The sequence below is a fragment of the Sulfurospirillum sp. MES genome (genome assembly GCF_000789415.1).
In the GTDB taxonomy this organism is placed as follows: Bacteria; Campylobacterota; Campylobacteria; order Campylobacterales; family Sulfurospirillaceae; genus Sulfurospirillum; species Sulfurospirillum cavolei.
On record NZ_JSEC01000011.1, the window covers coordinates 1,912 to 24,794 of the forward strand.

The 22,883-nt window shown below is 46.7% G+C and carries 22 protein-coding genes; 13 read left to right on the forward strand and 9 right to left on the reverse strand.

From position 1 onward, the window contains the following. The 5 genes from OA34_RS11190 to OA34_RS11210 form a co-directional block, all read right to left on the reverse strand. On the reverse strand, positions 1–545 hold a 545-nt coding region (locus OA34_RS11190), incomplete at its 3' end, for a rhodanese-like domain-containing protein (RefSeq protein WP_039675459.1). 26 nt (positions 546–571) lie between these two features. Then, positions 572–1,744: an NrfD/PsrC family molybdoenzyme membrane anchor subunit gene (gene nrfD / locus OA34_RS11195; protein ID WP_039675390.1), complete on the reverse strand. Its 1,173-nt coding sequence runs from the start codon at positions 1,742–1,744 to the stop codon at positions 572–574. A 9-nt stretch (positions 1,745–1,753) separates the two neighbouring features. Then, a complete protein-coding gene (locus tag OA34_RS11200) occupies positions 1,754–2,317 on the reverse strand; it encodes a 4Fe-4S dicluster domain-containing protein (protein WP_039675392.1) in 564 nt (187 codons plus the stop codon). 2 nt (positions 2,318–2,319) lie between these two features. After that, positions 2,320–4,659 carry a molybdopterin-dependent oxidoreductase gene (locus OA34_RS11205; protein ID WP_039675393.1) on the reverse strand — a complete coding sequence of 780 codons (2,340 nt, stop codon included), beginning with the start codon at positions 4,657–4,659 and terminating at the stop codon, positions 2,320–2,322. A 441-nt stretch (positions 4,660–5,100) separates the two neighbouring features. Beyond that, positions 5,101–5,799: a methyltransferase domain-containing protein gene (locus tag OA34_RS11210; protein WP_039675395.1), complete on the reverse strand. Its 699-nt coding sequence runs from the start codon at positions 5,797–5,799 to the stop codon at positions 5,101–5,103. Positions 5,800–6,092: 293 nt separating this feature from the next. On the opposite strand from OA34_RS11210, the gene OA34_RS11215 reads away from it, so the two are divergent. Genes OA34_RS11215 through OA34_RS11225 form a run of 3 tightly spaced genes read left to right on the forward strand, consistent with a single transcriptional unit; the run spans position 6,093 to position 8,498 of the window. Beyond that, entirely contained in the window at positions 6,093–7,115 is a 1,023-nt protein-coding gene (locus tag OA34_RS11215) for a ribonucleotide-diphosphate reductase subunit beta (RefSeq protein ID WP_039675397.1), read from the forward strand. Next, complete coding sequence (locus tag OA34_RS11220) at positions 7,105–7,836, forward strand: carbon-nitrogen hydrolase family protein (RefSeq protein ID WP_039675398.1); 732 nt, start codon at positions 7,105–7,107, stop codon at positions 7,834–7,836. The genes OA34_RS11215 and OA34_RS11220 overlap by 11 nt, the downstream gene beginning before the upstream one ends. A 2-nt stretch (positions 7,837–7,838) precedes the next feature. Continuing rightward, positions 7,839–8,498 (forward strand): protein-L-isoaspartate(D-aspartate) O-methyltransferase, encoded by a 660-nt coding sequence (locus OA34_RS11225; RefSeq protein WP_039675400.1) that lies wholly within the window; start codon positions 7,839–7,841, stop codon positions 8,496–8,498. On the opposite strand, the gene recJ is transcribed toward OA34_RS11225, so the two are convergent. The 3 genes from recJ to galU form a co-directional block, all read right to left on the reverse strand. Continuing rightward, positions 8,495–10,078 carry a single-stranded-DNA-specific exonuclease RecJ gene (gene recJ, locus OA34_RS11230; RefSeq protein WP_286683006.1) on the reverse strand — a complete coding sequence of 528 codons (1,584 nt, stop codon included), beginning with the start codon at positions 10,076–10,078 and terminating at the stop codon, positions 8,495–8,497. The genes OA34_RS11225 and recJ overlap by 4 nt on opposite strands. Then, positions 10,071–11,714: a CTP synthase gene (gene pyrG / locus OA34_RS11235; RefSeq protein ID WP_039675463.1), complete on the reverse strand. Its 1,644-nt coding sequence runs from the start codon at positions 11,712–11,714 to the stop codon at positions 10,071–10,073. Before pyrG ends, recJ begins: the two co-directional genes overlap by 8 nt. Positions 11,715–11,853: 139 nt before the next feature. Then, positions 11,854–12,723 carry a UTP--glucose-1-phosphate uridylyltransferase GalU gene (gene galU / locus OA34_RS11240; RefSeq protein ID WP_173636943.1) on the reverse strand — a complete coding sequence of 290 codons (870 nt, stop codon included), beginning with the start codon at positions 12,721–12,723 and terminating at the stop codon, positions 11,854–11,856. A gap of 269 nt (positions 12,724–12,992) precedes the next feature. Between galU and OA34_RS11245 the strand changes: the two genes are divergently transcribed. The 10 genes from OA34_RS11245 (at position 12,993) to OA34_RS13790 (ending at position 22,673) form a co-directional block, all read left to right on the forward strand. Beyond that, on the forward strand, positions 12,993–14,663 hold the full coding sequence (locus tag OA34_RS11245) for a methyl-accepting chemotaxis protein (RefSeq protein WP_039675402.1): 1,671 nt from the start codon (positions 12,993–12,995) through the stop codon (positions 14,661–14,663). A gap of 84 nt (positions 14,664–14,747) precedes the next feature. Beyond that, positions 14,748–15,503, forward strand: a complete 756-nt coding sequence (locus OA34_RS11250; RefSeq protein WP_039675404.1) for a class I SAM-dependent methyltransferase — start codon at positions 14,748–14,750, stop codon at positions 15,501–15,503. Further along, on the forward strand, positions 15,491–16,516 hold the full coding sequence (locus OA34_RS11255; RefSeq protein WP_039675406.1) for an ABC transporter substrate-binding protein: 1,026 nt from the start codon (positions 15,491–15,493) through the stop codon (positions 16,514–16,516). The genes OA34_RS11250 and OA34_RS11255 overlap by 13 nt, the downstream gene beginning before the upstream one ends. Then, the gene (locus tag OA34_RS11260; protein WP_039675408.1) at positions 16,513–17,556 is read left to right on the forward strand and encodes a FecCD family ABC transporter permease; all 1,044 of its coding nucleotides are present in this window, start codon (positions 16,513–16,515) and stop codon (positions 17,554–17,556) included. Before OA34_RS11255 ends, OA34_RS11260 begins: the two co-directional genes overlap by 4 nt. After that, positions 17,553–18,341, forward strand: a complete 789-nt coding sequence (locus OA34_RS11265) for an ABC transporter ATP-binding protein (protein WP_039675410.1) — start codon at positions 17,553–17,555, stop codon at positions 18,339–18,341. Before OA34_RS11260 ends, OA34_RS11265 begins: the two co-directional genes overlap by 4 nt. Positions 18,342–18,470: 129 nt before the next feature. After that, positions 18,471–20,678, forward strand: a complete 2,208-nt coding sequence (locus OA34_RS11270) for a TonB-dependent receptor (protein WP_039675412.1) — start codon at positions 18,471–18,473, stop codon at positions 20,676–20,678. Then, the gene (locus tag OA34_RS11275) at positions 20,678–21,208 is read left to right on the forward strand and encodes an FmdE family protein (protein WP_039675414.1); all 531 of its coding nucleotides are present in this window, start codon (positions 20,678–20,680) and stop codon (positions 21,206–21,208) included. The genes OA34_RS11270 and OA34_RS11275 overlap by 1 nt, the downstream gene beginning before the upstream one ends. Then, positions 21,208–21,633: a TonB-system energizer ExbB gene (gene exbB / locus OA34_RS11280; RefSeq protein WP_039675416.1), complete on the forward strand. Its 426-nt coding sequence runs from the start codon at positions 21,208–21,210 to the stop codon at positions 21,631–21,633. Before OA34_RS11275 ends, exbB begins: the two co-directional genes overlap by 1 nt. After that, on the forward strand, positions 21,623–22,003 hold the full coding sequence (locus tag OA34_RS11285; RefSeq protein WP_039675418.1) for a biopolymer transporter ExbD: 381 nt from the start codon (positions 21,623–21,625) through the stop codon (positions 22,001–22,003). Before exbB ends, OA34_RS11285 begins: the two co-directional genes overlap by 11 nt. Further along, the gene (locus tag OA34_RS13790; RefSeq protein ID WP_286683007.1) at positions 21,984–22,673 is read left to right on the forward strand and encodes a TonB family protein; all 690 of its coding nucleotides are present in this window, start codon (positions 21,984–21,986) and stop codon (positions 22,671–22,673) included. Before OA34_RS11285 ends, OA34_RS13790 begins: the two co-directional genes overlap by 20 nt. Here OA34_RS13790 and OA34_RS11295 read toward each other — a convergent pair whose 3' ends face one another. Then, positions 22,674–22,883 carry a hypothetical protein gene (locus tag OA34_RS11295; protein WP_039675420.1) on the reverse strand — a complete coding sequence of 70 codons (210 nt, stop codon included), beginning with the start codon at positions 22,881–22,883 and terminating at the stop codon, positions 22,674–22,676.

Here is a 22,883-nt window from a genome sequence, read left to right on the forward strand (position 1 = left end):
CGTGCATCGATCAAGAGTGCGCTTTCGTTTTTAAATGCCGCTTGGGCTACGGGCGTTCCTACTTCTAAGTAACTTTTCATTTTCCATTCAGGTTCACCGGCTTGGTAAAGTTTTACGTTGGTATAGCCTTTACCTTTAAGGTATCCTGCAACGATCGGGCTTTTTTCACATTCCCAGCCGCCGCAATAGACGATAATCTCTTTATCTTTTGCTACTTTCTCTAATTGTCCGATATATTTCTCTATTTCGGTATCCGGAATATTAAGGCTAGAAGGAATCGTCCCTGCTAGGTATTTTGGGTGCGGTCTCGCATCAATCAAGAGTGCTTTTGCCCCGCCTCGCGTACCGTTCCCGATCGCTGCTGCTACGTAATCGTATGTTACGTTCTCCAAGCGGTATTGTTCGATCAAGCCTTTGACTTTTGCGTTAGGTTCCGTGAGCACTTTCTCTGCTGCTGCTTGGCTCGCTTCGGGTTGGCTACTCGCGCACCCTCCGAACAAAAGCCCCGCTACGATCAGGCTACTCGCTATACTTCTTAGTCTCATATGTATCGCTCCTTTATTATTGGGATTTAGTGATGCGTCTCTTCACTTTCGTCTAAATTAAAAATTTTATCGGCGAAATAGTACATAATCAATGAAAGCCCTATGCCCCCAAAACCGATCATAAACTCCGTCGCGGAAGGAAAGTAGTCGACAAAGCTGGGAGCCAATTGGTATTCGGCACGTTTAAGCGTCGTCATCGGATATAAAAGCGTATCGTGTACCAAACCGTAACGCATAAAGAAGATACCGACCATACCCGTAATCGAAGCGTAAACGGTTGCTTTAATCGCTTGCGCGTTACTGACCAAAATAACGACGAAAGGAATGAGCATACCGAGGGTTAATTCTCCAAACCAAAAGTTAGGATGCTTGATCGCGTGCATAATCGTTGCGGCACGTTCAGGCATATCACCGTACAATGCGGTTAAAATTTTCCATACTTCAAAAAAGATTAAGACGGCTAAGAGCATTCCCAAAATTTTAGAGAGCTTCACCAACATCACGCGCACTTTTTCGGGGAAGTTCATTTTGTATTTGAATCCGTACATCAAAAAGATCAAATAACATCCCGTAATCATCGCGGAAAGAATAAAATAAACGGGGTAAAATACGCCGTTGGCGGAAGGTCTTGAAATCAAAAATCCAAAAACCGCACCCAAATTCGAGTGCGCCGCAAGTCCCACCAAAAGACCGCAAATACCGAAAATTTTTGAAAACGTATGGTTCTCTTTAATCGCTAAAAAGAAAAATTCCAAACAAATAAACGTCAAATACAGACCGTAAAGCGTTCCCATCCACCAAATAGCGGACGTCAAACCGGGCGTTAGGACGTTGTAAATGAGCATCGTCACCGGATGCCCGATCTCCAAACCGATGACCGCAAAACCGGAACTAATCGTAATAATCGCACCCGCAATCGCGCGTTTGCCGATTTGTTGAAACTCTTTAATTCCGAATACGTGTCCGATAGAAGAGATAATACAAAGCCCCGTACTAGAGACGACGAAAAAGACGTACATCGAAATCAAAAGTCCCCAAGGATGCTGACGCGTCACATTATACGCATGGTGTCCGTGCAAAATATAGATGACCGCTCCCGCAAAAAAAGCGGCGACGAGTGCTACGGTTACAAACGCCATGAGTAAATTCAAAGGCGTCTTTTCAAACGAAAAGAGGTTTTTTAAAGAAATCGCATTCATGGCGCGCTCCTACAAAATATAAAATAGTTTTGGTTTCGTACCCAAGTGTTCTTTGACTTGGCGGTACTCGTGTTTGGCCAATAGTTGTGAAATTTCGCTATTGGGGTCGTCCAAATCGCCGAATACGCGAACTTTCGTCGGACAGGTCGCTTGACATGCCGTCGTCGTTTCGCCGTTGGCGAGTCTGGTATCGGAACAAAACGTACATTTATCGACGGTCATCGTTCGTTGATCGACATAGCGCGCATCGTACGGGCATGCATTGATACAATACGTACACAAAATACATCGCGTCGGATCGACCATTACCATTCCGTCAGGACTGTAATGCGTCGCATTGGTCGGACATACCAGTTGGCACGGTGCGTTTTCGCAATGCTGGCATTGGCTTGGATGGTACGTTTGCGAAGCAATCGAAATATTCGGATATTCGCCCTCCGCCTCTTTGACGCCGACCCAAATTCGATAGTGATCGGGCAACAACAATACGCCGTTTTCTTCTTTACATGCGCTTTCGCATGCTCTACAGTTAATACAATTTTTGTAATTAAGTGCCATTCCGTAACGTGCCATAATTAAACCTTTCTAATTGCTACGATGGTGTCGTGAAGACAGGATGATCCGTGCATCGGCTCAATTCCGTCTTCGAGTATTTTTGCGTCGTTACCGCCGTTATTGTGCGCGAGATGAAGCGCGCTGGAGCTGACGCCGAATCCGTGAACGAAAAAGAGCGTATCGGGTCCGATTTTTTCGGTCGGATACGCTTTAATCGTCGTTTTCCCTACCGAACTCGATACTTCGAGCTTATCGCCGAACTTGATGCCCATTTTCGATGCGACCCTTTTATTGATCCATGCGTAATTTTCGGGAACTAAATTGAGCAGTAAACGGTTATTGGCCGTACCCGATTGCGTAAATTGCGCGTGACGTCCGGTAATAAACCGGAATTTTCCTTCCGGAATCGCCATCTCGTACTCTTTTTTCCACGCGGGCATCGCGTCGATACCTTTTTTCGTAAGCGAATCGAGCACGCATTCGATTTTACCGGAGGGCGTATTGAACTTCAAATTACGAACCGAATACGCGCGCTTATGTTCCGGATAGTACTCGTAATCATTGACGCCCGTTTTTTTGAAGTATTCATTCATATTCGGATAGAAAACACCTTTTTCTTTGAGGATTTCCGCCGCACCTTCGTATTTTTCGACGGCATGTGCGTTGAGCTCTTCTTGATCGTGGGCAAACGCTTTCGTGAGATCGAATTCCTCATATACCGTCTCTTCGCCATCATCTTCAATGGCACTTTGAACGTCTTCGTCGTATTTTTTCGTAATTTCAAAAAGCGGTTTTGAGATTTTTGCGCTCAAACCTCGCATAATCTCCATTACAGGTTTGCTCTCAAACATCGGTTCGACAACTTTGTTACGTTGGGCTATAGAAGGCTCTATGCCGCCGTAAGAGACGACCGGATCGGTACGTTCCAAGTAATTACATTCCGGTAAAACGACGTCGCTTAGCATGACCGTATCGCTCGGCATCGTATCGATCGTAACCACAAGGTCTAGTTTTTTCAAAAACTCTTCGGTTTTTTTCGCGTTAGGCATGTTGTGCATCGGGTTGTGCTTGTAGTTAAAGAGTGCTCGAATCGGATAAGGATTTCGACCCTCTAACACCATATTTCTAAAAGCGACCCACGAGCCAGAACCGCCCACAACCGCCGCTTCTTTAGACTCGATACGCGGTTTGGCTTGCGCATACATCGGTGCAGGTACGTCATGCTCGACAAGCGGTAAACTTTTACCGAAGCAAATGCCGCCTTTGACGTCTACGCCGCCGCCGAGCGCGGAGAAAAGTGCCATGGCACGTCGAAGTTGAAAGTCGTTTTTCGACCACGTCGTACGTCTGCCTTGATAATAAACCGCTTGCGGAGCCGCCGCCATGAACTCGCGTGCGACTTCGTAAATGTCTTTGGCTTTGATACCCGTAATTTTTTCTGCCCACTCCGGCGTATAATTGTTACTTAAAATATGCTCTTTGTACGTTTCAAATCCGTTGAAGTAATTCTCAACGAAGGCTTTATTGTAGCGCTCTTCTTTAATCGCAACGTACGTCAATGCCAAAACAAACGCCAAATCGGTTCCGACGTTAATCGCCAACCATTTATCGCTTTTGGCTGCCGTATTCGTAAAGCGAGGGTCGACGCATACTAGCTTCGCGCCGCGACCGTTCGTACGTTTGAAAAAGTCCATCGTATCGGGCGTTACGATCGCTTCGGCACGGTTGGCGCCTGCCATAATGACGTATTTGGCGTTATCCAAATCCGCTTGACCGTAACCGCCGATCGTAAGCGAATATCCCGAAACCGTCGTTGCCAAACATAAACTGGCGTGATTTAAAAAGTGGGAAGAACCGAAAAGCGTGAAAAACGTTTTAAACGTATGTTCCGCCATACCCTCACCCGCACAAAACGCGACGGTCGAACGGTTGTCTTTTTCTTCGTCCAAAATCTTCGTGAGTTTCTCGTTAATGTAGGCATACGCTTCGTCCCACGTAACGCGTTTGAACTTACCGCTACCTTTCTCGCCGTCGCGAATCAGAGGATACTTTAAACGATCGGGATCGTAGAGGGATTGAATACCCGAATTACCGCGTGCGCAAAGCATATTTCTGGATTTCGGAAATAACGGATTCGGATCGAGTTTTTCGACGACGCCGTTTCTTACATGTGCAATTGCCGCGCATTTATTGACGCACATTTCACAGAGCGTCGCTACCTTTTTAGTGTCATTGCCGATTTTCTTAGCAGGAGCACTAGCACTTGCAATCATCGAAGAAGTGCTTAAGCTGACTCCTCCTACGACCGACATTGCTACGCTCCCTTGAAGAAATCTCCTTCGTGAGATCTCTACTTTCATCGCTTCTCCTTATTGTCTTTGGACTTTAAGGTTAGAGCAAAACCGCTCCCCCGAAAAGTACCTCTTTGTCCCTCCATTGTAAAGGTTAAATCTTAGAAGAAACTTACAATTTAGAGAGATTAAAAGCCCTAAAATAGGAGTTTTGAACGGAATGCCCTATTTATCGAGATCGGAAATACAAAAAAAATTTTACGTTTTTTACATTTTAAACCCAAAAAAGTAAATTTTTATAAACTTTTTGTAGAAAAATATTTTAATTTTTACCAAAAATGACGTAATAAATCAAAATAATTTGTTTAAGCTTTTTTAATAATAATCCCTAGTTATGGGGATTTTTCTAAATTTTACTTATGTTAATTATAAATAAATTGATATAAAAACTCTTGAATAAAAAAGTTAATAATTTTTAACTATTATAATTATATTAATTAATTGTAATGATTAAGCTTTGGAAGGAGTGCCCCACACAAAAAGTACCTCAAACTCCAAATGGCGTTGCGGATAATTTTGAATGAGCTGTTTGGTCTGTGCGACGCTAAGGCGTTTTTGACCGCCGCTAACGCCGCTTTTTTTAATGTAGCGAAATAAAGAGAGTGAGTCTTCAAAAAAGAGCTCAAAGGTTTTGATTTCAAATCGACATGTAAAGCGTTGCTCGATCGTTTGAATAAGCTCTCTTGCATTGGGAAGAAACGAAGGCAAACCGCTAAGATCGTAAAGCGTTTGAAACGTTCGATCGGTAAAAACGGCAAAAGCGATTTCGTGCGTCCGCGTTGCAACGTACGACAAAAGGGCTTCGAGGTCATTCGCCCATTGCAATGCGGACGACGAAATCAAAAGATCGCAAGGCAGAAACGCTTGCAATACTTCTTGTGATTCAAAATCGTCGCATACGACTTCGATCGTATCGCTTTTGGGGTGCAACGCGCACATAAAAGGCGCACTATCGATGCCGACGAAACGTTCGTAGTTCCACGTCAAACGTTTGCACACCGCACCGCTACCGCATCCTAAATCGACCACGCGAGCGGCTCTAGCAGTAATTCCGGCGACCAAATAATCGGCAATAGATTGTTGAAGGGCATTATGCGCATCGTAACGGTACGCATTTTTGGAAAATTCGTGAACATGTTTGGCTATCATGACGTGGATTTTACCATGAGAGGGCTAAAACTTAAGACACTTAATGCACAAAAAGTTCGAGAGAATATGAGTGTTACGCCGACATGTAAGCCGTAAAACAGGCAAACTATTGATCTTCTTTTTATTTCTTAACGCATCGCGAGTCTATAGAATTAAGAATTTTTCGATAAAATAAGCTCTTATTTAAACACCCTATACTATCGTAGACCGTGCAAAGCTACGATCGCGACACGAACCGAGCGTATCGGTTTTTATCGCGTTAACGTCAAAACACAACTACAAGGAAAAAGCCGATGGAGCGCAAAAAAATTTATAACCCAAACTCGGATGAAAGTTTACAAGATCGCAAAATTTTCGGCGGTAATCCGCACGGTATTTTAAACTTTACCAAAGCCAAATACACGTGGGCTCTCAAACTTTGGGATATGATGGAAGCCAACACGTGGTTTCCGCGCGAAGTCGATACCACGAAAGACGTCATCGACTACAGTCGTAATTTGACCGACGCGGAAAAGCGCATGTACGATTTGGTATGGTCGCAACTTATCAGTATGGACAGTTTCCAAACCAACAATCTTGCCGACAATATCAATCCCTACATCAGTGCGCCCGAAATCAACGCATGCTTGGCACGACAAGCCTACGAAGAGGCGAACCATTCCAAGTCGTATGCCGTTATGGTCGAAGCGATTTGCGACAATACCGACCTGATCTACGAAATGGAAAAACACGACGACGTACTGCGCCGTAAAAACGACTATATCTCCAGCGTTTACGAGGAGCTAGCAGGCGACGTGACCGAAGAAAAGCTGGTCTTAGCGATGTTTGCCAATCAAATCTTGGAAGGGCTCTATTTTTACTCCGGATTTACGGCAATTTATGCTTTGGCGCGTGCGGGAAGAATGCTCGGAAGCGCTCAGATGATTCGCTTTATTCAACGCGACGAAATTACGCATCTTTTGTTATTCCAAAACATGATTAATGCCGTCCGAAAAGAGCGTCCCGATCTCTTTACGGACGCACTTAAAGCCAAAGTTTACGAGATGTTCGAAAAAGCCGGCGAGCTGGAAATCGAATGGGGTAAATACATCACTCAGAACCAAATTATGGGCTTTACCGACGACATTATCGAAACCTATATTCACTACCTGATCGACGATCGCTTAAGTGCCGTCGGATTTGAGAAACGCTACAACGTCAAGCATCCGATCAAATGGGTCGACGACTTCTCAAAATTCAACGACCAAAAGACCAACTTCTTTGAAGGTAACGTCTCCAACTACAGTAAAGGAAGCCTCTCTTTCGATGATTTCTAATCCCACGCTTTGCGCCCTTCAGTTTGCATACGAAGGGCACGCTTTTGAAGAAAATTTTGCAACCCTCTCATCACTGGTATCGCAAACGCCCGATCGCGGTATCGTTTTAGCACCGGAACTCTGTTTAAGCGGCTACAGTTACGATCGTATGAACGAAGCGGCGGCATTTAGTCGTAACATGCTTCCCAAGCTTGCCAAGCTCTCGCATTCGAAAACCTTAGGTCTCACGCTCATCGAAAGAAAAGAGAGCTGTTTTTTCAATACCTTTCATCTCTTTTGCGACGGGCAGCTCGTCTACACACAAGAAAAAGCCAAACTCTTCGCATTGGGCGACGAAATGCGCCATTTTCACGCGGGCAGTCCCGAAGATATTCGCATCGTCCAAATCGAAGGAATAAAAATTGCTGTACTGATTTGCTTTGAATTACGATTTCCCGCTTTGTGGGAACGTATCAAGGGAGCGGACGTGATTTTAGTTCCCGCGTATTGGGGCAAACAACGCAAAGACCATTTCGAAACGCTCAGCTCGGCATTAGCGATCGCCGACCAGTCTTACGTCGTGTGCGCTAATAGTTCGGACGATTCGATGGCGGCTTCTAGCGGGATTATTACGCCTTTCGGCGAAGCGTACCGCGATGATCGAAAAAGCGTTATTACGCACGCTTTTGATCGACACGAAATTCAAACAATGCGACGATATCTTAATATAGGATTGGCGTGAGTATGTCTCAAACGGCTCATTTTAAAGACAAAATTCGCTTTCAAAAAAACAAAAAAATGGCGGACGAAATCGCTAAAATTTTTCCCTTAAGCCCTTGCGTTTACGAGGCATTTTGCCAAAGCGAACGCGAACTGTTCGTACCCCAAGGCATGGCGTTACACGCTTACCGACTCGATGCGCTTCCTTTAGCATCCAATCAATGGATCAGCTCGCCCCTCACGGTCGCCAAAATGACCGAGGCACTCACATGTCAAGGAGCCGATAGCGTTTTAGAAATCGGTTGCGGCAGCGGATACCAAGCATTGATTCTGAGTAAAGTCATTCGCCGCGTCTTTACGATAGAACGCATCGAACGACTTTTGAAAGAAGCCAGAGAGCGTTTTAAACTTTTGGGTATCTCGTCGATTCACACGCGCTTTGACGACGGACAAAACGGTTGGAGAGAGTTTGCTCCGTTTGATCGTATTTTGTTTTCCGCCTCAATCGCTCAAGTGCCTCAAAAAATTTTCGACCAGCTCAAAATCGGCGGTATTTTGGTCGCTCCTATCGAAAAAGGCGACCGACAAGTCATCATGCGTTACACCAAAACACCCGACGGCTTGAACAAAGAGACGCTTGAAGAGTGCCTCTTTGTTCCCGTCAAAGACGGTCGAGAGTTTTAATATTTTCGTACGATCTGTTTGATCAACAATTGCGGCGTTACGAGCCCGCGGTAGTCGTTGCGCGAAACCGTAAATAAAATATCCACGCGATCGCCTTGTTTGACGCGTAGATCGTAATTAAAAAAGATCGCCTCCAAGGCATTGCTTCCCTCTTGCAAAATCAGCTTTAAATGTTGCGAATCTCTTCCGATCAAACGATCGACCTTCACCGAGATATTACGCAGCAAAAAGCTCGGTTTCGGGTTTTTTTGCCCGAAAGGCTCTTGATTCTCTAAAATTTCCAATAACTCGAAATCGATCTGATCGGCACTGATTTCGCCTAAAAGATCGCTATCGGATTCTAACATCTCTTGGGTAAAATGCGTGCATGCTTGCTCTAAATTGTATTTAAACCGTTCCAAGTTCGCAATTTCGATCGACACGCCCGCCGCACCTTTATGTCCGCCGTAACCGAGCAACATCGACTCTTGCGAGCGAATCAACTCTAAAATGTCGACGTCTCCGACACCTCTAGCACTTCCTTTGGCTTTATCGTCTTTGATCGAAAAAACGATAGCGGGTTTTTTAAACCGTTTGGAAAGCCGTGAAGCAACGATGCCCACGATACCCTCATGCCACTCTTCGCCCCACGCCACGATAATGTTCGCCTCTTCGTTGACATGTAAAAGCGTCGACTCGAATAAAAGCCGTTCTTCTTCTTTGCGCGCTTCGTTTAAAGAGACGATATAATCGAGTTTTTGTAAAGCTTCGTCCACATTGCGCGTTTTTAAAAACGTATAGGAAAACTTTGCGTCTTCCATACGTCCGGAGCTATTAATAAGCGGGGCGATGAGAAACGAAATATCGTCCGCTTCCAAAGTCGCTTTGCCGAAATAACGTTTAATCGCCTCAAATGCGGCTCGTTTGGAGTGGTTGAGCTCGACAATGCCTTTTTTGACCATCACGCGGTTCATTCCGACCAGTTCCATCATATCGGCAAGAATGGCGATGCACAAAAGGTCTAAAAACCCCGACAAATCGTACTCGATGCCCATCTCTTCTTTTAAGGAAGCGACCAAATACCATGCGACCTGTGCGCCGCAAATCTCGCAATGCGGAAAATCGCAATCTGCTTGCTTGGGGTTGACGATCGCAAAAGCGTCGGGCAAAACCGAAGGAACGCTGTGGTGATCGGTAATAATCAAATCGATGCCGCGTTCTTTACAAATTTGCGCCGCTTCCACCGCCGAAATGCCGTTATCGACCGTAATAATTACCGAAACGTCGAGTTTTGAGACAATATCGGGATTGAGCCCGTATCCGTCCGTAAAACGATTGGGGATCACAAGCGTATACTCCACGCCGACATCGTCCAAAAATTGACTCAAAATCACCGAAGAGATGACCCCGTCAACGTCGTAATCGCCCACAATCGCAATGCGCTCTTGATCGCGTATCGCTTGCGCGATGCGCTTGGAAGCACGCCCGATATCTTTTAAGGAGGAGGGTTTAGGGATTTCTCCTAAACGGGTACACCCGTCATTTTCAAACCGGCTTTGTAAAATCTTCCTAATCTCCTCTTTCGTGAGCAGGCTAGCCATTCGTTTGGCGTTGCGCCAAAGCGGCTTTTGCAAACGCACGTACGGTTTTATTGGGGTTGGTTAAACGCGACGTAAATTCCGGATGAAATTGCACGCCTAAAAACCACGGATGCCCTTTGAGCTCAACCGCTTCGATCAAGCCGTCGCTCTCTCCGCTAACAAGCAGTCCCGCTTTTTCAAACGCTTCGCGATAGACGGGATTGGCTTCGTAGCGATGACGATGACGTTCGCGAATCACGGAAGCGCCTTCGTACACGTTGCGTAAGAGCGAGCCCTCTTTGGTTTGGCATTCGTATCCGCCCAAACGCATCGTACCGCCCAAAGGACTTTGTACGGTGCGAAGCTGCTTTTGACCGCTGGCATCGATAAACGAGTCGATCAAATAGATAATCGGATTTTGACATGTAGGATTGAATTCCGCCGAATTGGCATCTTCGAGATGCAACACGTTACGCGCAAATTCGATCATCGCAAGTTGCATTCCCAAACAAATGCCAAGATACGGGATTTGATGTTCCCTTGCGTAGCGAATCGCCGCCATTTTACCGACCACGCCGCGTTCTCCAAATCCGCCTGCGACCAAGATGCCGTCGACGTCGGAGAGAATATCATCGCACCCTTTCTCTTCAATCACTTCCGAATCGACCCAGCGAATTTTGACTTTCGCGTTGAGATGCGCTCCGGCGTGAATCAACGATTCGGTTAAAGATTTGTAAGACTCTTTGAGATCAAGATATTTGCCGACAAAAGCGATCATTAGCTCGTCGCGAGGCGCAATGACGCGTTTGACCAACACGTCCCATTCGTCCATATGCGGCGTCAATTCGCCAAGCCCCAAAGTTTCCGAAATCGGCGTTAAGATGTTTTCTTTTAAAAAATTGAGCGGTACTTGGTAAATCGTCGTCGCATCCAAACATTCGATGACCGAATTACGCTCGACGCCGCACGAGAAAGCGAGTTTGTTTTTCAACTCTTTGGGAAGCGGATATTCGGAGCGGCAGATTAACATGTCAGGCGTAATACCGATACGGCGAAGCTCTTGAACGGAGTGCTGCGTCGGCTTGGTTTTAAGTTCGCCTGCGGCTTTAATGAACGGAACCAACGTTAGATGAATGTTCATCGCGCGTCCGCGTCCCAGCTCGCTTCGTAACGATCGAATCGCCTCTAAAAACGGCAAACCCTCGATGTCGCCGACCGTACCGCCGATCTCGACGATGAGAATGTCTTTGCCTTTGCCCGCCTCTTTGATACGGTTGGCGATTTCATCAACGATATGGGGAATAACCTGAATCGTCTTTCCCAAATAATCGCCTCTACGCTCTTTTTCGATGACCGCCGAATAAACGCGACCCGTCGTAAAATTGTTGGCTTGCGTAAGGTTCTCGTCCAAGAAACGCTCGTAATGCCCCAAATCCAAATCCGTCTCCGCCCCGTCGTCCGTAACAAAAACTTCACCGTGCTCGAGCGGACTCATCGTACCGGGATCGACGTTGATGTAAGGATCGGCTTTTAAAATGCTGACTTTAAAACCGACGTTTTTAAGGAGTGTAGAGATACTCGCCGCCGCAATACCCTTGCCTAAGGAGCTTAAAACACCCCCCGTAATGAAAATATACTTCGTCTCATGGTTGGACATCATCGTTCCGCCTCATTATTTTTTAATGCTCTGATTATAACTTACGGAAGCTAATAAAGGGTTTATCTTCTGTGAAACAAAGAAAGAGAAAAAGAGGGCGACGCCTTATGCAAAGCCCTGTATAAGGCGTCAAATCGAGTTATTTGAGTTTATCGTGAAAGTAATTGGTCGCTTCGACAAAGCCTTCGATCGAACCGCAGTCAAAGCGTCTGCCTTGAAATTTATAAGCGATAACTTTGCCTTGTTTTGCCAACTCCAACAACGCGTCGGTAATCTGAATCTCGCCGCCTTTGCCGGGTTTAGTGTTTTCGATGACTTCAAAAATTTCGGGAATTAAAATATAGCGTCCGATAATCGCCAAATTGGTCGGAGCATCTTTGGGATCGGGTTTTTCGACCATATTGGAGACGCGCAAAACCGAAGGGTTGCCGTCCACGATGCGACCGTCGATAACGCCGTATTTGTTGGTCTCTTCTTTGGGCACTTCTTCGATGGCGACGACGCAACAACGGTATTTTTCGTACACTTCGACCATCTGTTTCAAAACCGGATCGTCTTCGTTATTGTCGCACAAGTCGTCGGCCAAAATGACGGCAAACGGTTCGTCTCCGATCAGGGTTTTTCCCGTTAAAATCGCGTGTCCCAACCCTTTCATCTCGACTTGTCGCGTGTAGCTGAACGTACAATTGTCAATCAGGTTTCGGATCTCGGTCAAATAGCTCTCTTTGGACGTTCCTTTGATCTGATGTTCCAATTCGTAACTGACGTCAAAGTGGTCTTCGATCGCTCGCTTACCGCGTCCCGTAACGATTGCCATCGTGTCGATTCCCGCACTCACCGCCTCTTCGACGCCGTATTGAATCAAAGGTTTGGTTAAAACGGGCAACATCTCTTTGGGCATTGCTTTGGTTGCGGGTAAGAAGCGCGTACCGTAGCCTGCGGCGGGGAAAAGACATTTTTTAACGGATTTAAGGTTATTGATTTTACTAAATTTCGAGATACCGGACACCGTATCCTCCTAAAAAATTAAATGTGAAATTTTAGCTTAATTTTGCTCTTTTTTTGTTGAGAGTGTAAAAATTAAACACGAAACGCTTCAACCTTTAGCATACGATCGGCTATCATATCTTTATCATACAAAGTACGTTATGCTCCTTAGAGCTCTTACACGTCTTGAAAGCAAAATTCTCAAGACTTCTTAAGCGCCGGATTTTACGGAAAATCCATGAAATACATGCCTTCTTCACCATAACACTTTTGAACCGCAAAGGCTTTGACATGTTAGAACGTTCGTATCGGCTGCTCGGCTCTTTTTTCATCATCGCATCGGTATGCATCGCCCTAAGCGTTGCGTTGGGAGTGCCCGTTTTTCTCGCACTTGGCTTGGAAGTCGGACTTTTGCTCTCTTTCATGCTTGCGGCATACGTCAAAATGATCCGCCCGCTTTCTCAAGCGATTCGGTTGATGATTGACCTCAAAGCACGCGCGAAAAGCGCACGGGAAAAAACAAAGCACTCTTTTAACGCACTCGAAAAAGACGAACCGTTTATTCAAGAACTTCTGGGCGAGCCTTACGAACTCATCGCCTTGCTGATCGAGTTGAGCGAGCACTATTCCAACAGTGCCGCACGTAATTCGATTTCGACGGCACGCTTGATGTTTTCCATCGACGCGATGTCTAAGAAATTGGAAGAAAAAGCTCATTCTATCGGTAAAATTTCCGAATCGGCTCAAAATATTTTTGAACATGTCAATCGCGTCAGCACCAATTCGCAAGACGCTTCTTCGTTTGCCAAACTCTCCATGAGCGAAAGTAAAAAAAGCGTTCAAGAACTCAGCGAGATTATCGCCAATATGGCGAATATCAATGCGCAAACCGCCGATGCTTCGCGCAAAGTTAACGAACTCAAAGAAAAATCGCTGAACATTCAAAACGTCACGACCGTCATCGACGACATTGCCGATCAAACCAATCTTTTAGCACTCAATGCCGCTATCGAAGCCGCAAGGGCGGGTGAACACGGTAGAGGATTTGCCGTCGTAGCGGACGAAGTACGCAACCTTGCCGAGCGCACGTCCAAATCGACCAACGAGGTGACGATGATCGTTAAGGAGATTCAACAAGACACGATCGACGTTTTTAGCAGCATCGAAGCCTTGCGTCATGAAGTCGATCGTGCGTCGCAAACGGTTCAAAGCGTGGGAGAGGAGATCAAAAACTTTATTCAAAACGCCGAAAAAATCGAAGAGCAAATCGATCATATCGCGACAAGTTCGCATTATAATAGCGACCAATTGCTCACGATTCGCGATGCGATCGATAAAATCAGCGACCAGCTTGAATCGGGTACGAAAGAGATGAAGTCCATCTCGGGACAAACGCAAGCCATTATCGGCAGTGCCGAAAGTGCACACGAAAATCTTAGCGCGTTTGCGATGGACGAGTACCACGAGCAGATGTACCAAAAATGCCTCGGTGCAAAACAAGCGATCGAAGCGATTTTTGAAGAGGCGATTCAACGCGGACAACTCAGTATCGACGATATTTTCGACACGAATTTCAAGCCGATTGCGGGTACCGACCCGCAAAAATTTACCAATCGCTACGATGCTTTTACCGATCAGGCATTTCCGATCGTTGTCGATACGTTAATGAAAGAAAATCAGCAAACGCTTTTTTATGCCGTCGCCATGCACAAATCAGGATACATCTCGACGCATAATGCACGCGCACCGCTGAGCGGCGATTACCAAAAAGACCTTTTCCAAAATCGCTCAAAACGTATCTTTACCGATAGCGGCGTTCGCGGAGCCAATCACGAAAAACGTGTTTTACTGCAAACCTATATCCGTGAGAACGGCGATATTATGCACGATATTTCCATTCCGATCTACGTACGCGCTCGCCATTGGGGCGGATTTAGAATCGGGTATAAACCCAAAAGCTAGTCGGTTTGGTTTTCAGGTTTGATTAACGCGAGGAACGCTAAAATAATATCAAAATAGAATTGGTATTATTTATGGGGTCTAAAAATGTTCAACGCCTCCGCCAACCGCTCCTTATGGGATCAAAAAGCCAAACAGTATCCGCGCTTTTCTTTCAACCTCACGGAGTTTCAACAGCGCATCTTTCGATCGCTCGCTCAAAACGGTATCGATTTTGAAGGAAAAACGCTTTTAGACGTAGGATGCGGCACGGGTGTTTACACGCTTCACCTCGCGAACAAAGCCTTACATGTAAGCGCACTTGATCTCTCGCAAGAGATGCTAAACGTCCTCAAAGAAGACGCCGATCAAGCAAACCTTGGGGATAAATTCGACTTTTTTTGCGGGACGTGGGATGATTTTCAAAGCGATCGAACTTTCGATATTTGCTTCTCTTCGATGTCCCCAGCACTCCAAACACCCGAACATATCGAGCGTTTTCACGCCCTTTCGTCGTATGCGTGTGTTTATTTGGGATGGGCGGGAAAGCGCATCTCCGGTTTATTAGGTCCCGTGTTTGAAGCGCACGGACTCACGCTCAAGGCTCCTTTAGGCTCCGAATTGATCCTTCGGTGGCTAGAGCAAAATCGTATCGCATATGATGAATGTTATTTGGAAGATACGCGTTTACATGTAATGCCTTACGCTAAAGCGTTGGAGTCGGTTTTATGGCATCTTCGCATCAACCGCGCCCAGCCGAACATGCAAGCCCTAAAGTCGAGCATAACGTCGATGCAAAACGCAAACGGCGATGTCGCCTTTGAAACCACCTCAGGAGTGAAACTCATCTCATGGAAAAAATAATCCTTGCGTGCCTGCTTTTCGCCGGTACGCTTTTCGCTCAATCGTATACGGATATGCTCGGTCGAAACGTTGAAATTAGCACAACGTCCCGATTGGTTTTTTTAGGTCCTGGCGCATTGCGTTTGGGAACGTATTTGGGACTTAACAGCCGTCTGGTCGGCATTGAAAAAATCGAAAAAGAGGCTTCTTTTTTATCGCCGTACCGTACGTTTATGGGTGCGGAAACTATCGACAAACTTCCGTTAATCGGTCCGGGAGGTCCGGGTAAAATGCCCGACATGGAAGCGTTACTGACGCTTCAACCTGACCTCATCGTCACTTCGTTCGTCGATCAAAACCAAATCGAGACGATCGCTTCTAAAACGCATATACCGATTATTGCCCTCAGCTATGGCGCGTCTTACGGCGGTACGGAAGAAAAAAATCTTGAAGAGGTCAAAAAGTCGCTTCTGCTCTTAGGGGAAATCACGCAAACGCTACCGCGCGCGCAAAACCTCGTCGCGTTTATCGAAAATCAAGAAAAAACCTTGCGTTCGCTTTCGTTGGAGAAAAAACGCGTTTACGTCGGCGGTGTAGGCTATAAGGGCGTCCAAGGGCTCACGAGTACCGAAGTGGATTATCCTCCGTTTGCGCTTCTCGGGCTCAAAAACTGCGTTTTTGAACAGACAAAACTCAAAGGACACCGGTTTATCGAGCTAGAGGCTCTCTTAAAAAGCGATCCGGAAATCATTTTCGTCGATCTTTTCGGTCAAGCCAAAATTCAAGAGGAGTATCAAGAACACAAAGCCTTGTACGATTCGCTCAGCGCGTACAAAACGGCACAGCTCAAAACCGTTTTAGGCTATAACTACTACAGCACCAATATCGAAAACCTCTTCGTCATCGCATGGCAAATCGCAAGCGGCTTAGGTGCCAAAGTCGAGGTCAAAGCCGAAGCGGAAAAAATCTACGAGGCGTTTTACCCGCAACACGGTGCGAAGCTTTTATCTCAATTGCAGTATCCGCCTTTATGAGTTTGCACCTTCTGTATCGCAAGCGCACGCTCAAGCGATTCGGACTTTTTGCGTTCTTATCGCTGACGATTATCCTTCTGTTATGGCTCAATATGATTAGCGGAACGGGAGGTGTCGTCGTACGCGATACGCTCAAACTCATAGGACTGGAGCCTTCCTCCGGAAGCTTTTCGATGATCCTTTTTTCCATACGCTTACCGCGCGCACTCGCAGGATTGCTCGTCGGCATGCTTTTGGGACTCTCGGGAGCGGCGATGCAAGGCGTCTTACGCAACCCGCTCGCTTCGCCCTTTACCTTGGGCATTTCGCAAGCGGCTGGATTTGGAGCGGCATTTGCGATTATCGCACTTAGTGCATCCGATATTTCGACGCATCCTCTGTGGCTCAAACTCAATATCGCGCTTTTTGCCTTCGGTGCAAGCATCGTGTGCGCGCTACTCATCGTATGGATTTCGCATTTTGTGGGCATGATCCCGCACACTTTGATCTTGGCGGGCGTGGGGTTAGGTTCTTTGTTTCATGCGGGAACGATGTTTTTACAGTACTTTACCAGCGATATCAATGCCGCCGCAACGCTCTTTTGGACGTTTGGGGATTTGAGCAAAGCCAACGCTATGACGCTTGGAGCGATGGTACTTTTTTTGATTCCATCGCTTCTTTATCTCTGGGCGGCACATTGGAAATTCGACGCATTGGCATTTGGAGACGAAAACGCGTTTAACAAAGGCGTGGAAGTCAAGCGTTTTCGCATCGGCGTCATTCTCTTTTCGACGCTTTGTACCGCTATCGCCGTTGCCTTTTTCGGGATTATCGGCTTTATCGGGCTCATCGCACCGCATGCGGTACGTCTTGTCTTAGGAAGTGCGCACGGAGCGTTAATACCGCTTTCGGCTTTATGCGGAGGAGCATTGCTTTTGGGCGCCGATCTCACCGCACGTATGCTTTTGCATCCCGTAACGCTTCCGGTAGGCATTTTAACGTCGTTTATCGGCGCACCGCTTTTATTATACCTTCTCGTATCGCAAGGACGCCGCCGATGAGCCTTTACCTTCACGATCTTACCTACCGCTTGAAACGTAAAGAGCTTCTTAAAGCCGTTTCGTGTACGGCACGCGAAGGCGAAGTCGTAGGGCTCATCGGTCCCAACGGAGCGGGCAAAAGTACGCTTTTAAAACATCTGGTGGGGCTCATTCCCTCCCCTTTGGGTACCGTGATGCTAGACGACGTGGATCTGAGTCGTTTAAAAGCGGCGGAATTGGCACGCTATATCGCCTACGTCTCTCAATTCAATACGCCCTCGCAAGCGACGACGTTGGAAGTTTTGGAACTCGGCCGTCGTGCCCACAGCGGAATCAAACTTTCGCGAACCGATAAACACCTCATCGCACAAAGCGTCGAGCAATTTGACCTTCTTGCGCTTCTTGAGATGAGCGTCACGGAACTCAGCGGCGGCGAACGTCAAAAAGTGATGATCGCATCGGCGTTATTGCAAGAACCGAAAATTTTACTGCTAGATGAGCCGATTTCACACTTAGACCCTAAAAACCAACTTGAAATGCTTCTAGCCATCCATCGACTGACGCGTGAAAAAGGGCTTATAACCTTCATCGTTCTGCACGACATTCAACACGCCATTCATTACACCGATCGCCTTTTAATGCTCAAACAAGGCACGTTACTGCACGATATTGAGACCTCGCATATTGAAGCTTCGATGCTCGAAGAGCTCTTTGAGGTCGCCGCATCCTTACATGTCAGCGAAGGGCATACCTTCGTTTATTACGGACATCACCATGAATCTATCGCTCAAGGGCACCGCCACTAAGACTTTTACGCCTCAATAATATTTGAATTTATCAAAAATATTATTTATAATTTATTTGTATTACAGCTTAATTAACCTATAGTAATACGAATTATTTTAAAAAAATACGTGTTATTAAAGGGGGGAGTTTTGAAACACAAGCATTGGCTAAAGGTATCGTTTGCCGCTTTAAGCCTTTCGACGCTTTACGGTGTCGATCTCGAAACGGTGGAAGTGGAAGCGGAACGTCTGATTAATCCGACTAAACAAGCGGGAGAAAGCGTCTATACGGGCAGTGAAGTGACGCAAAAAGGCATAGAGATTCAAGGCGTCAAGGCAACGACGAGCGTTTACGAAACCTTATCGATTTTACCGGGCGTTAGCGTCGAAAATGTCGATAGTAGCGGTCTTGCGATCGAACAAAGTACCGTACGGATGCGCGGCGTTAGAAGTTCTATGGGCGCATTGACGGTAGAGGGCGTTCCCAATTACGGCGGAAATCCCATCGGACCTAGAGATTATCTCTACGATATGGAAAATATGGAATCGCTTTCGATCTATAAAGGCGGCGTTCCTTCGGATATCGGCACGGGGGTAGGTTCCAGAGGCGGTGCGATTACGTTGCATCCCAGATGGGCGCAAGAAGCGTTCGGCTTTGACCTCTCGCAAACGATCGGGAGCGATCACTATACGCGAAGTTATTTTAGGCTCGATAGCGGTATTCTTAATGAAAGCGGTACGCGTGTCTCGGGAGCCGTCTCCTACGCGCAAGCCGACAAATGGCGAGGAGACGGCGACTTAGGACCTAGAGTCAACGCCAACTTTTCTCTCGTCCAACCGATCGGCGAAGCGACGACGCTTAAATTGTGGTACAACCATAACGACCAAGACCAAAATTTATACCGACCGCTTTCGTATGCGCAAACCCAAAATCTTAAAGCCAACTACAACGTCGATTATAATAAAGCCTTGACGGGAAGCGCGGCGCAAGATATTTACTACTACGACTACAACAAAGGCGAATATCAAAACGATGACCTGATAGCGATTTTAACGCATTCGTTTAACGATACCTACGCCTTAAATCTGAAGCCCTACTACTCCAAAGAAGACACCGAAATCTACCAAGGCGTCACCAGCAACGGAGGAAGGGTTCAAAAACGCGTTCGCGACATCGAGCGTTACGGTATGATGAGCGAACTTGAAGCCCGTTACGACCTGTTTAAGGCGGTGGTAGGCTATCATTTCGAAAAATCGCTGATGGAAATCTCAACCGAAAATTATGCCATCACCTCTTCGGGGCTCTCGTATCGAGGGATGGGCGTCGTCGGTACTTCGGGCGACACCTATCTTAATAGTCCTTACCTCAAACTCTCCGGAAACGTCGGCGACTTTAGTTGGCAAGGCGGATTAAAATATTTTCGTTTCGAAGATGCCGACAGTTTAGGCTATACGACAAGCACTTCCGCACCTTACGGATTGGTTAGGGCAAGCGATTTGGATCGAGACGGCGAAACCTATTCGATCGTTTTACCGACGTTTGGCGTCTCATATAATTTCGATGCCGCATGGCAAACGTATGCCAATTACGGTAAAAGCTTTATCCGTCCCTATTCCTACTTACCGATTATGAACACGTACAATACTTATCGCACGCAGTTTCAAGCCGCAGGAGTAAGCGTTCAAGACCTTTTCGACGGATACGATCTTGAGAAATCGGATAATTTCGACGTAGGCGTACGTTACAAAAACGATAGCTTCGAAATTGCGCCGACCTTGTTTTACGGAAAACACAAAAACCTTCTGACCAATGTTTCCGATAGCAGGGTACTCTCGGGCGGTTTACCGATTAGCTATCAGCAAAATATCGGAAAAGCCACCAGCTACGGAATTGAGACGGAAATCAACGCTTTTATTAACGACGAATTAACGTTTTTCGTCAATCCGACCTACGTACACTTTACCTACGACGAGGATATTAGTTATCAAGGCACGACGCTTAACGCCAAAGACAACCAAATCGTCGATACGCCCAAATGGATGGCGAAAACGGGTATAATATATAAAATCGGTCGTTTCGAATTTATTCCTATGGCACGGTATTTAGGCGAACGCTACGGCGATGCGGGCAATCACGATAAAATCGACGATTGTTGGCTATTCGACGCTCAGTTTGCTTATACGCAAAAGAATTTTTACGATAAAGCGACACTTAGGGTTGCACTGGAAGTGGATAATATTTTCGATAAAGAATATGTATCGGCTATCAGTGCTTCGGACGATACGCGAGCAGGTGCGGCAAGTTATTACCAAGGCGCGCCTAGAAGCGTGATGTTAACGGTAGGAGTACATTTCTAATGCAACAATTATGGGAAAAATGTATCGCATTCCACGGACACGCATGTCCGGGACTTGCCATCGGATTTCGTGCATCGCAAGCCGCTCACGAGTGGTTAGGGATGGTAGGATTTAGCAAAGACGAAGAGTTAGTATGCGTAACCGAAAACGACGCCTGCGGAGTGGACGCGATTCAAGTGCTTTTAGGATGCAGTTTCGGCAAAGGCAATCTCATCTATAAAGACACGGGGAAGCAAGCGTTTAGTTTTTTTGATCGCAAAAACGGCAAAAAAGGGCGTATCGTTTTTAAACGCCCTTTCGGTCATACGATGGATCGCGCGAGCATGCAAGAGTTGATCTTAAACGCACCGCTGGAAGAGCTTTTTACGCTCAAAGAGCCGACGTTTGAGCTTCCCGAATCGGCACGTTTGTTTGCTTCGGAAGTATGCGAAGTATGCGGCGAGAGCGCGCCGGAGCATAAAATGCGCTTGCAAGAGGGGAAAAAAGTTTGCTTGGATTGTTTTAAAGCCTATTCGCGCGGATGGAATTGATGGACGCATTAAAATTCTGGATCGATTATGCGATTTTCGGTATTTTAGGGGTGATGAGTCTTCTGGCTCTCACCTATGCGTTGGAACGTTTTTTCTTTTACCGCAACATCGATGTAACGCCTTACCGCGATATCGACACGCTTGAAACCGATTTGACGCGCAACCTGACCGCTTTATCGATTATCAGCTCCAACGCACCTTATATCGGGCTTTTAGGCACTGTTTTAGGCATTATGGTTACCTTTTACGATATGGGAAAATCCGGCAATATCCAAACCGATACGGTTTTAACCGGACTCTCGCTTGCACTCAAAGCCACGGCACTCGGCTTAACGGTCGCCATTCCGACGCTTATGGCCTATAGCGCATGCTTGCGCAAATGCGACGTTTTGAGCGCCAAGTGGAAGGCATCGCGTGCGGCTTAAACGACCCGAAGGGCTCAATATTATCCCTTTTATTGACATTATGCTGGTTCTTTTAACGATTGTATTAACCCTTTCAACGTTCATCGCCCAACGCACCTTAGAGCTCAATTTGCCTAAAGCGACGCAAAGCAGCACCCCGTCTCAAAAACAAGCCTACACGATTACGCTCTTAGACGACCAAACGATTTTATGGCAAAACGAGCCGCTTCCTTTAGAAAATCTCGACCAAAAGCTTGACATGTTAAACCCGCAAGACACGTTAATGCTTCAAGCTGACGAGCAGAGCCGTTTCGGACTGTTCGTGACGCTCTTGGATCACCTTAAAGCACGCCGTTTGGAACACCTCGACATTGCGGTACTCCCTCGATAACATGTACCTCAAACGCGCTTTTTTACTTTCATTGTTCTTACATGTAAGCGTCGCAATGCTTTTAATATCGTTTTTTACGCTCCGTGGCAAACCGAGCGAACCCGTGAGACAAGAGCGTTTTCACATCTGCCTAACGCCGCAACAACCGACGCCTATACCCGCCGTACCCCAAAACGTACCAAACGTCGTCGAAGAGCCTAAAGCCGAAACTCACCCGTCGCAACCGTCTTCTAAACCGACGCCGCCCAAACCCAAGCCTAAGCCGATCGCAACCGTTGCTCCGACACCTGCCCTAAGTGCGCCTCACGAGACGCCGCACGAAGAAGCGCACCCTCTATCCGCAGAAACTACTACGGAAGCTTTGATGCCTAAACCTCTCCAGCATACGACCGATGCGCAGGAAAACCTGATTGCGCACAAGATTCAAGCGGCACTTTTAGCGGCAAAAACGTATCCGAAAAGAGCCCAACGTGCGGGAATGGAAGGTGCCGTCGCTTTATGCTTTATATGGACAAGTGCGGGGGTAAAAGAGGCTCACGTCTGCCAAAAGTCAAAGTATGCGCTTTTAGACGAACACAGCCTTGAGACGTTAAAACAGGCTTCAAAAACATTCCCGAGCGTCGAATCGCCCGTGGAAATTCGTATCGTTTTGAGTTATACGCTTAAATAATTACGCCTCAGGATCGTACGCTTCGCCGAGCATTTCACGCATTTTACGCTCCATACGCTTTTCAAACGCCTCGTTGGAAGGAGAGGCTTCATTGGAAAATTTGGCTTTTCCGTAAAGCACGCATCCGCGATCTCCGGGATCACACTCTTTGCGAATAATGTCGCAAATACCCTCGACGTCGTGAGGGCACGTCCAACCGCCTCGGTTCAT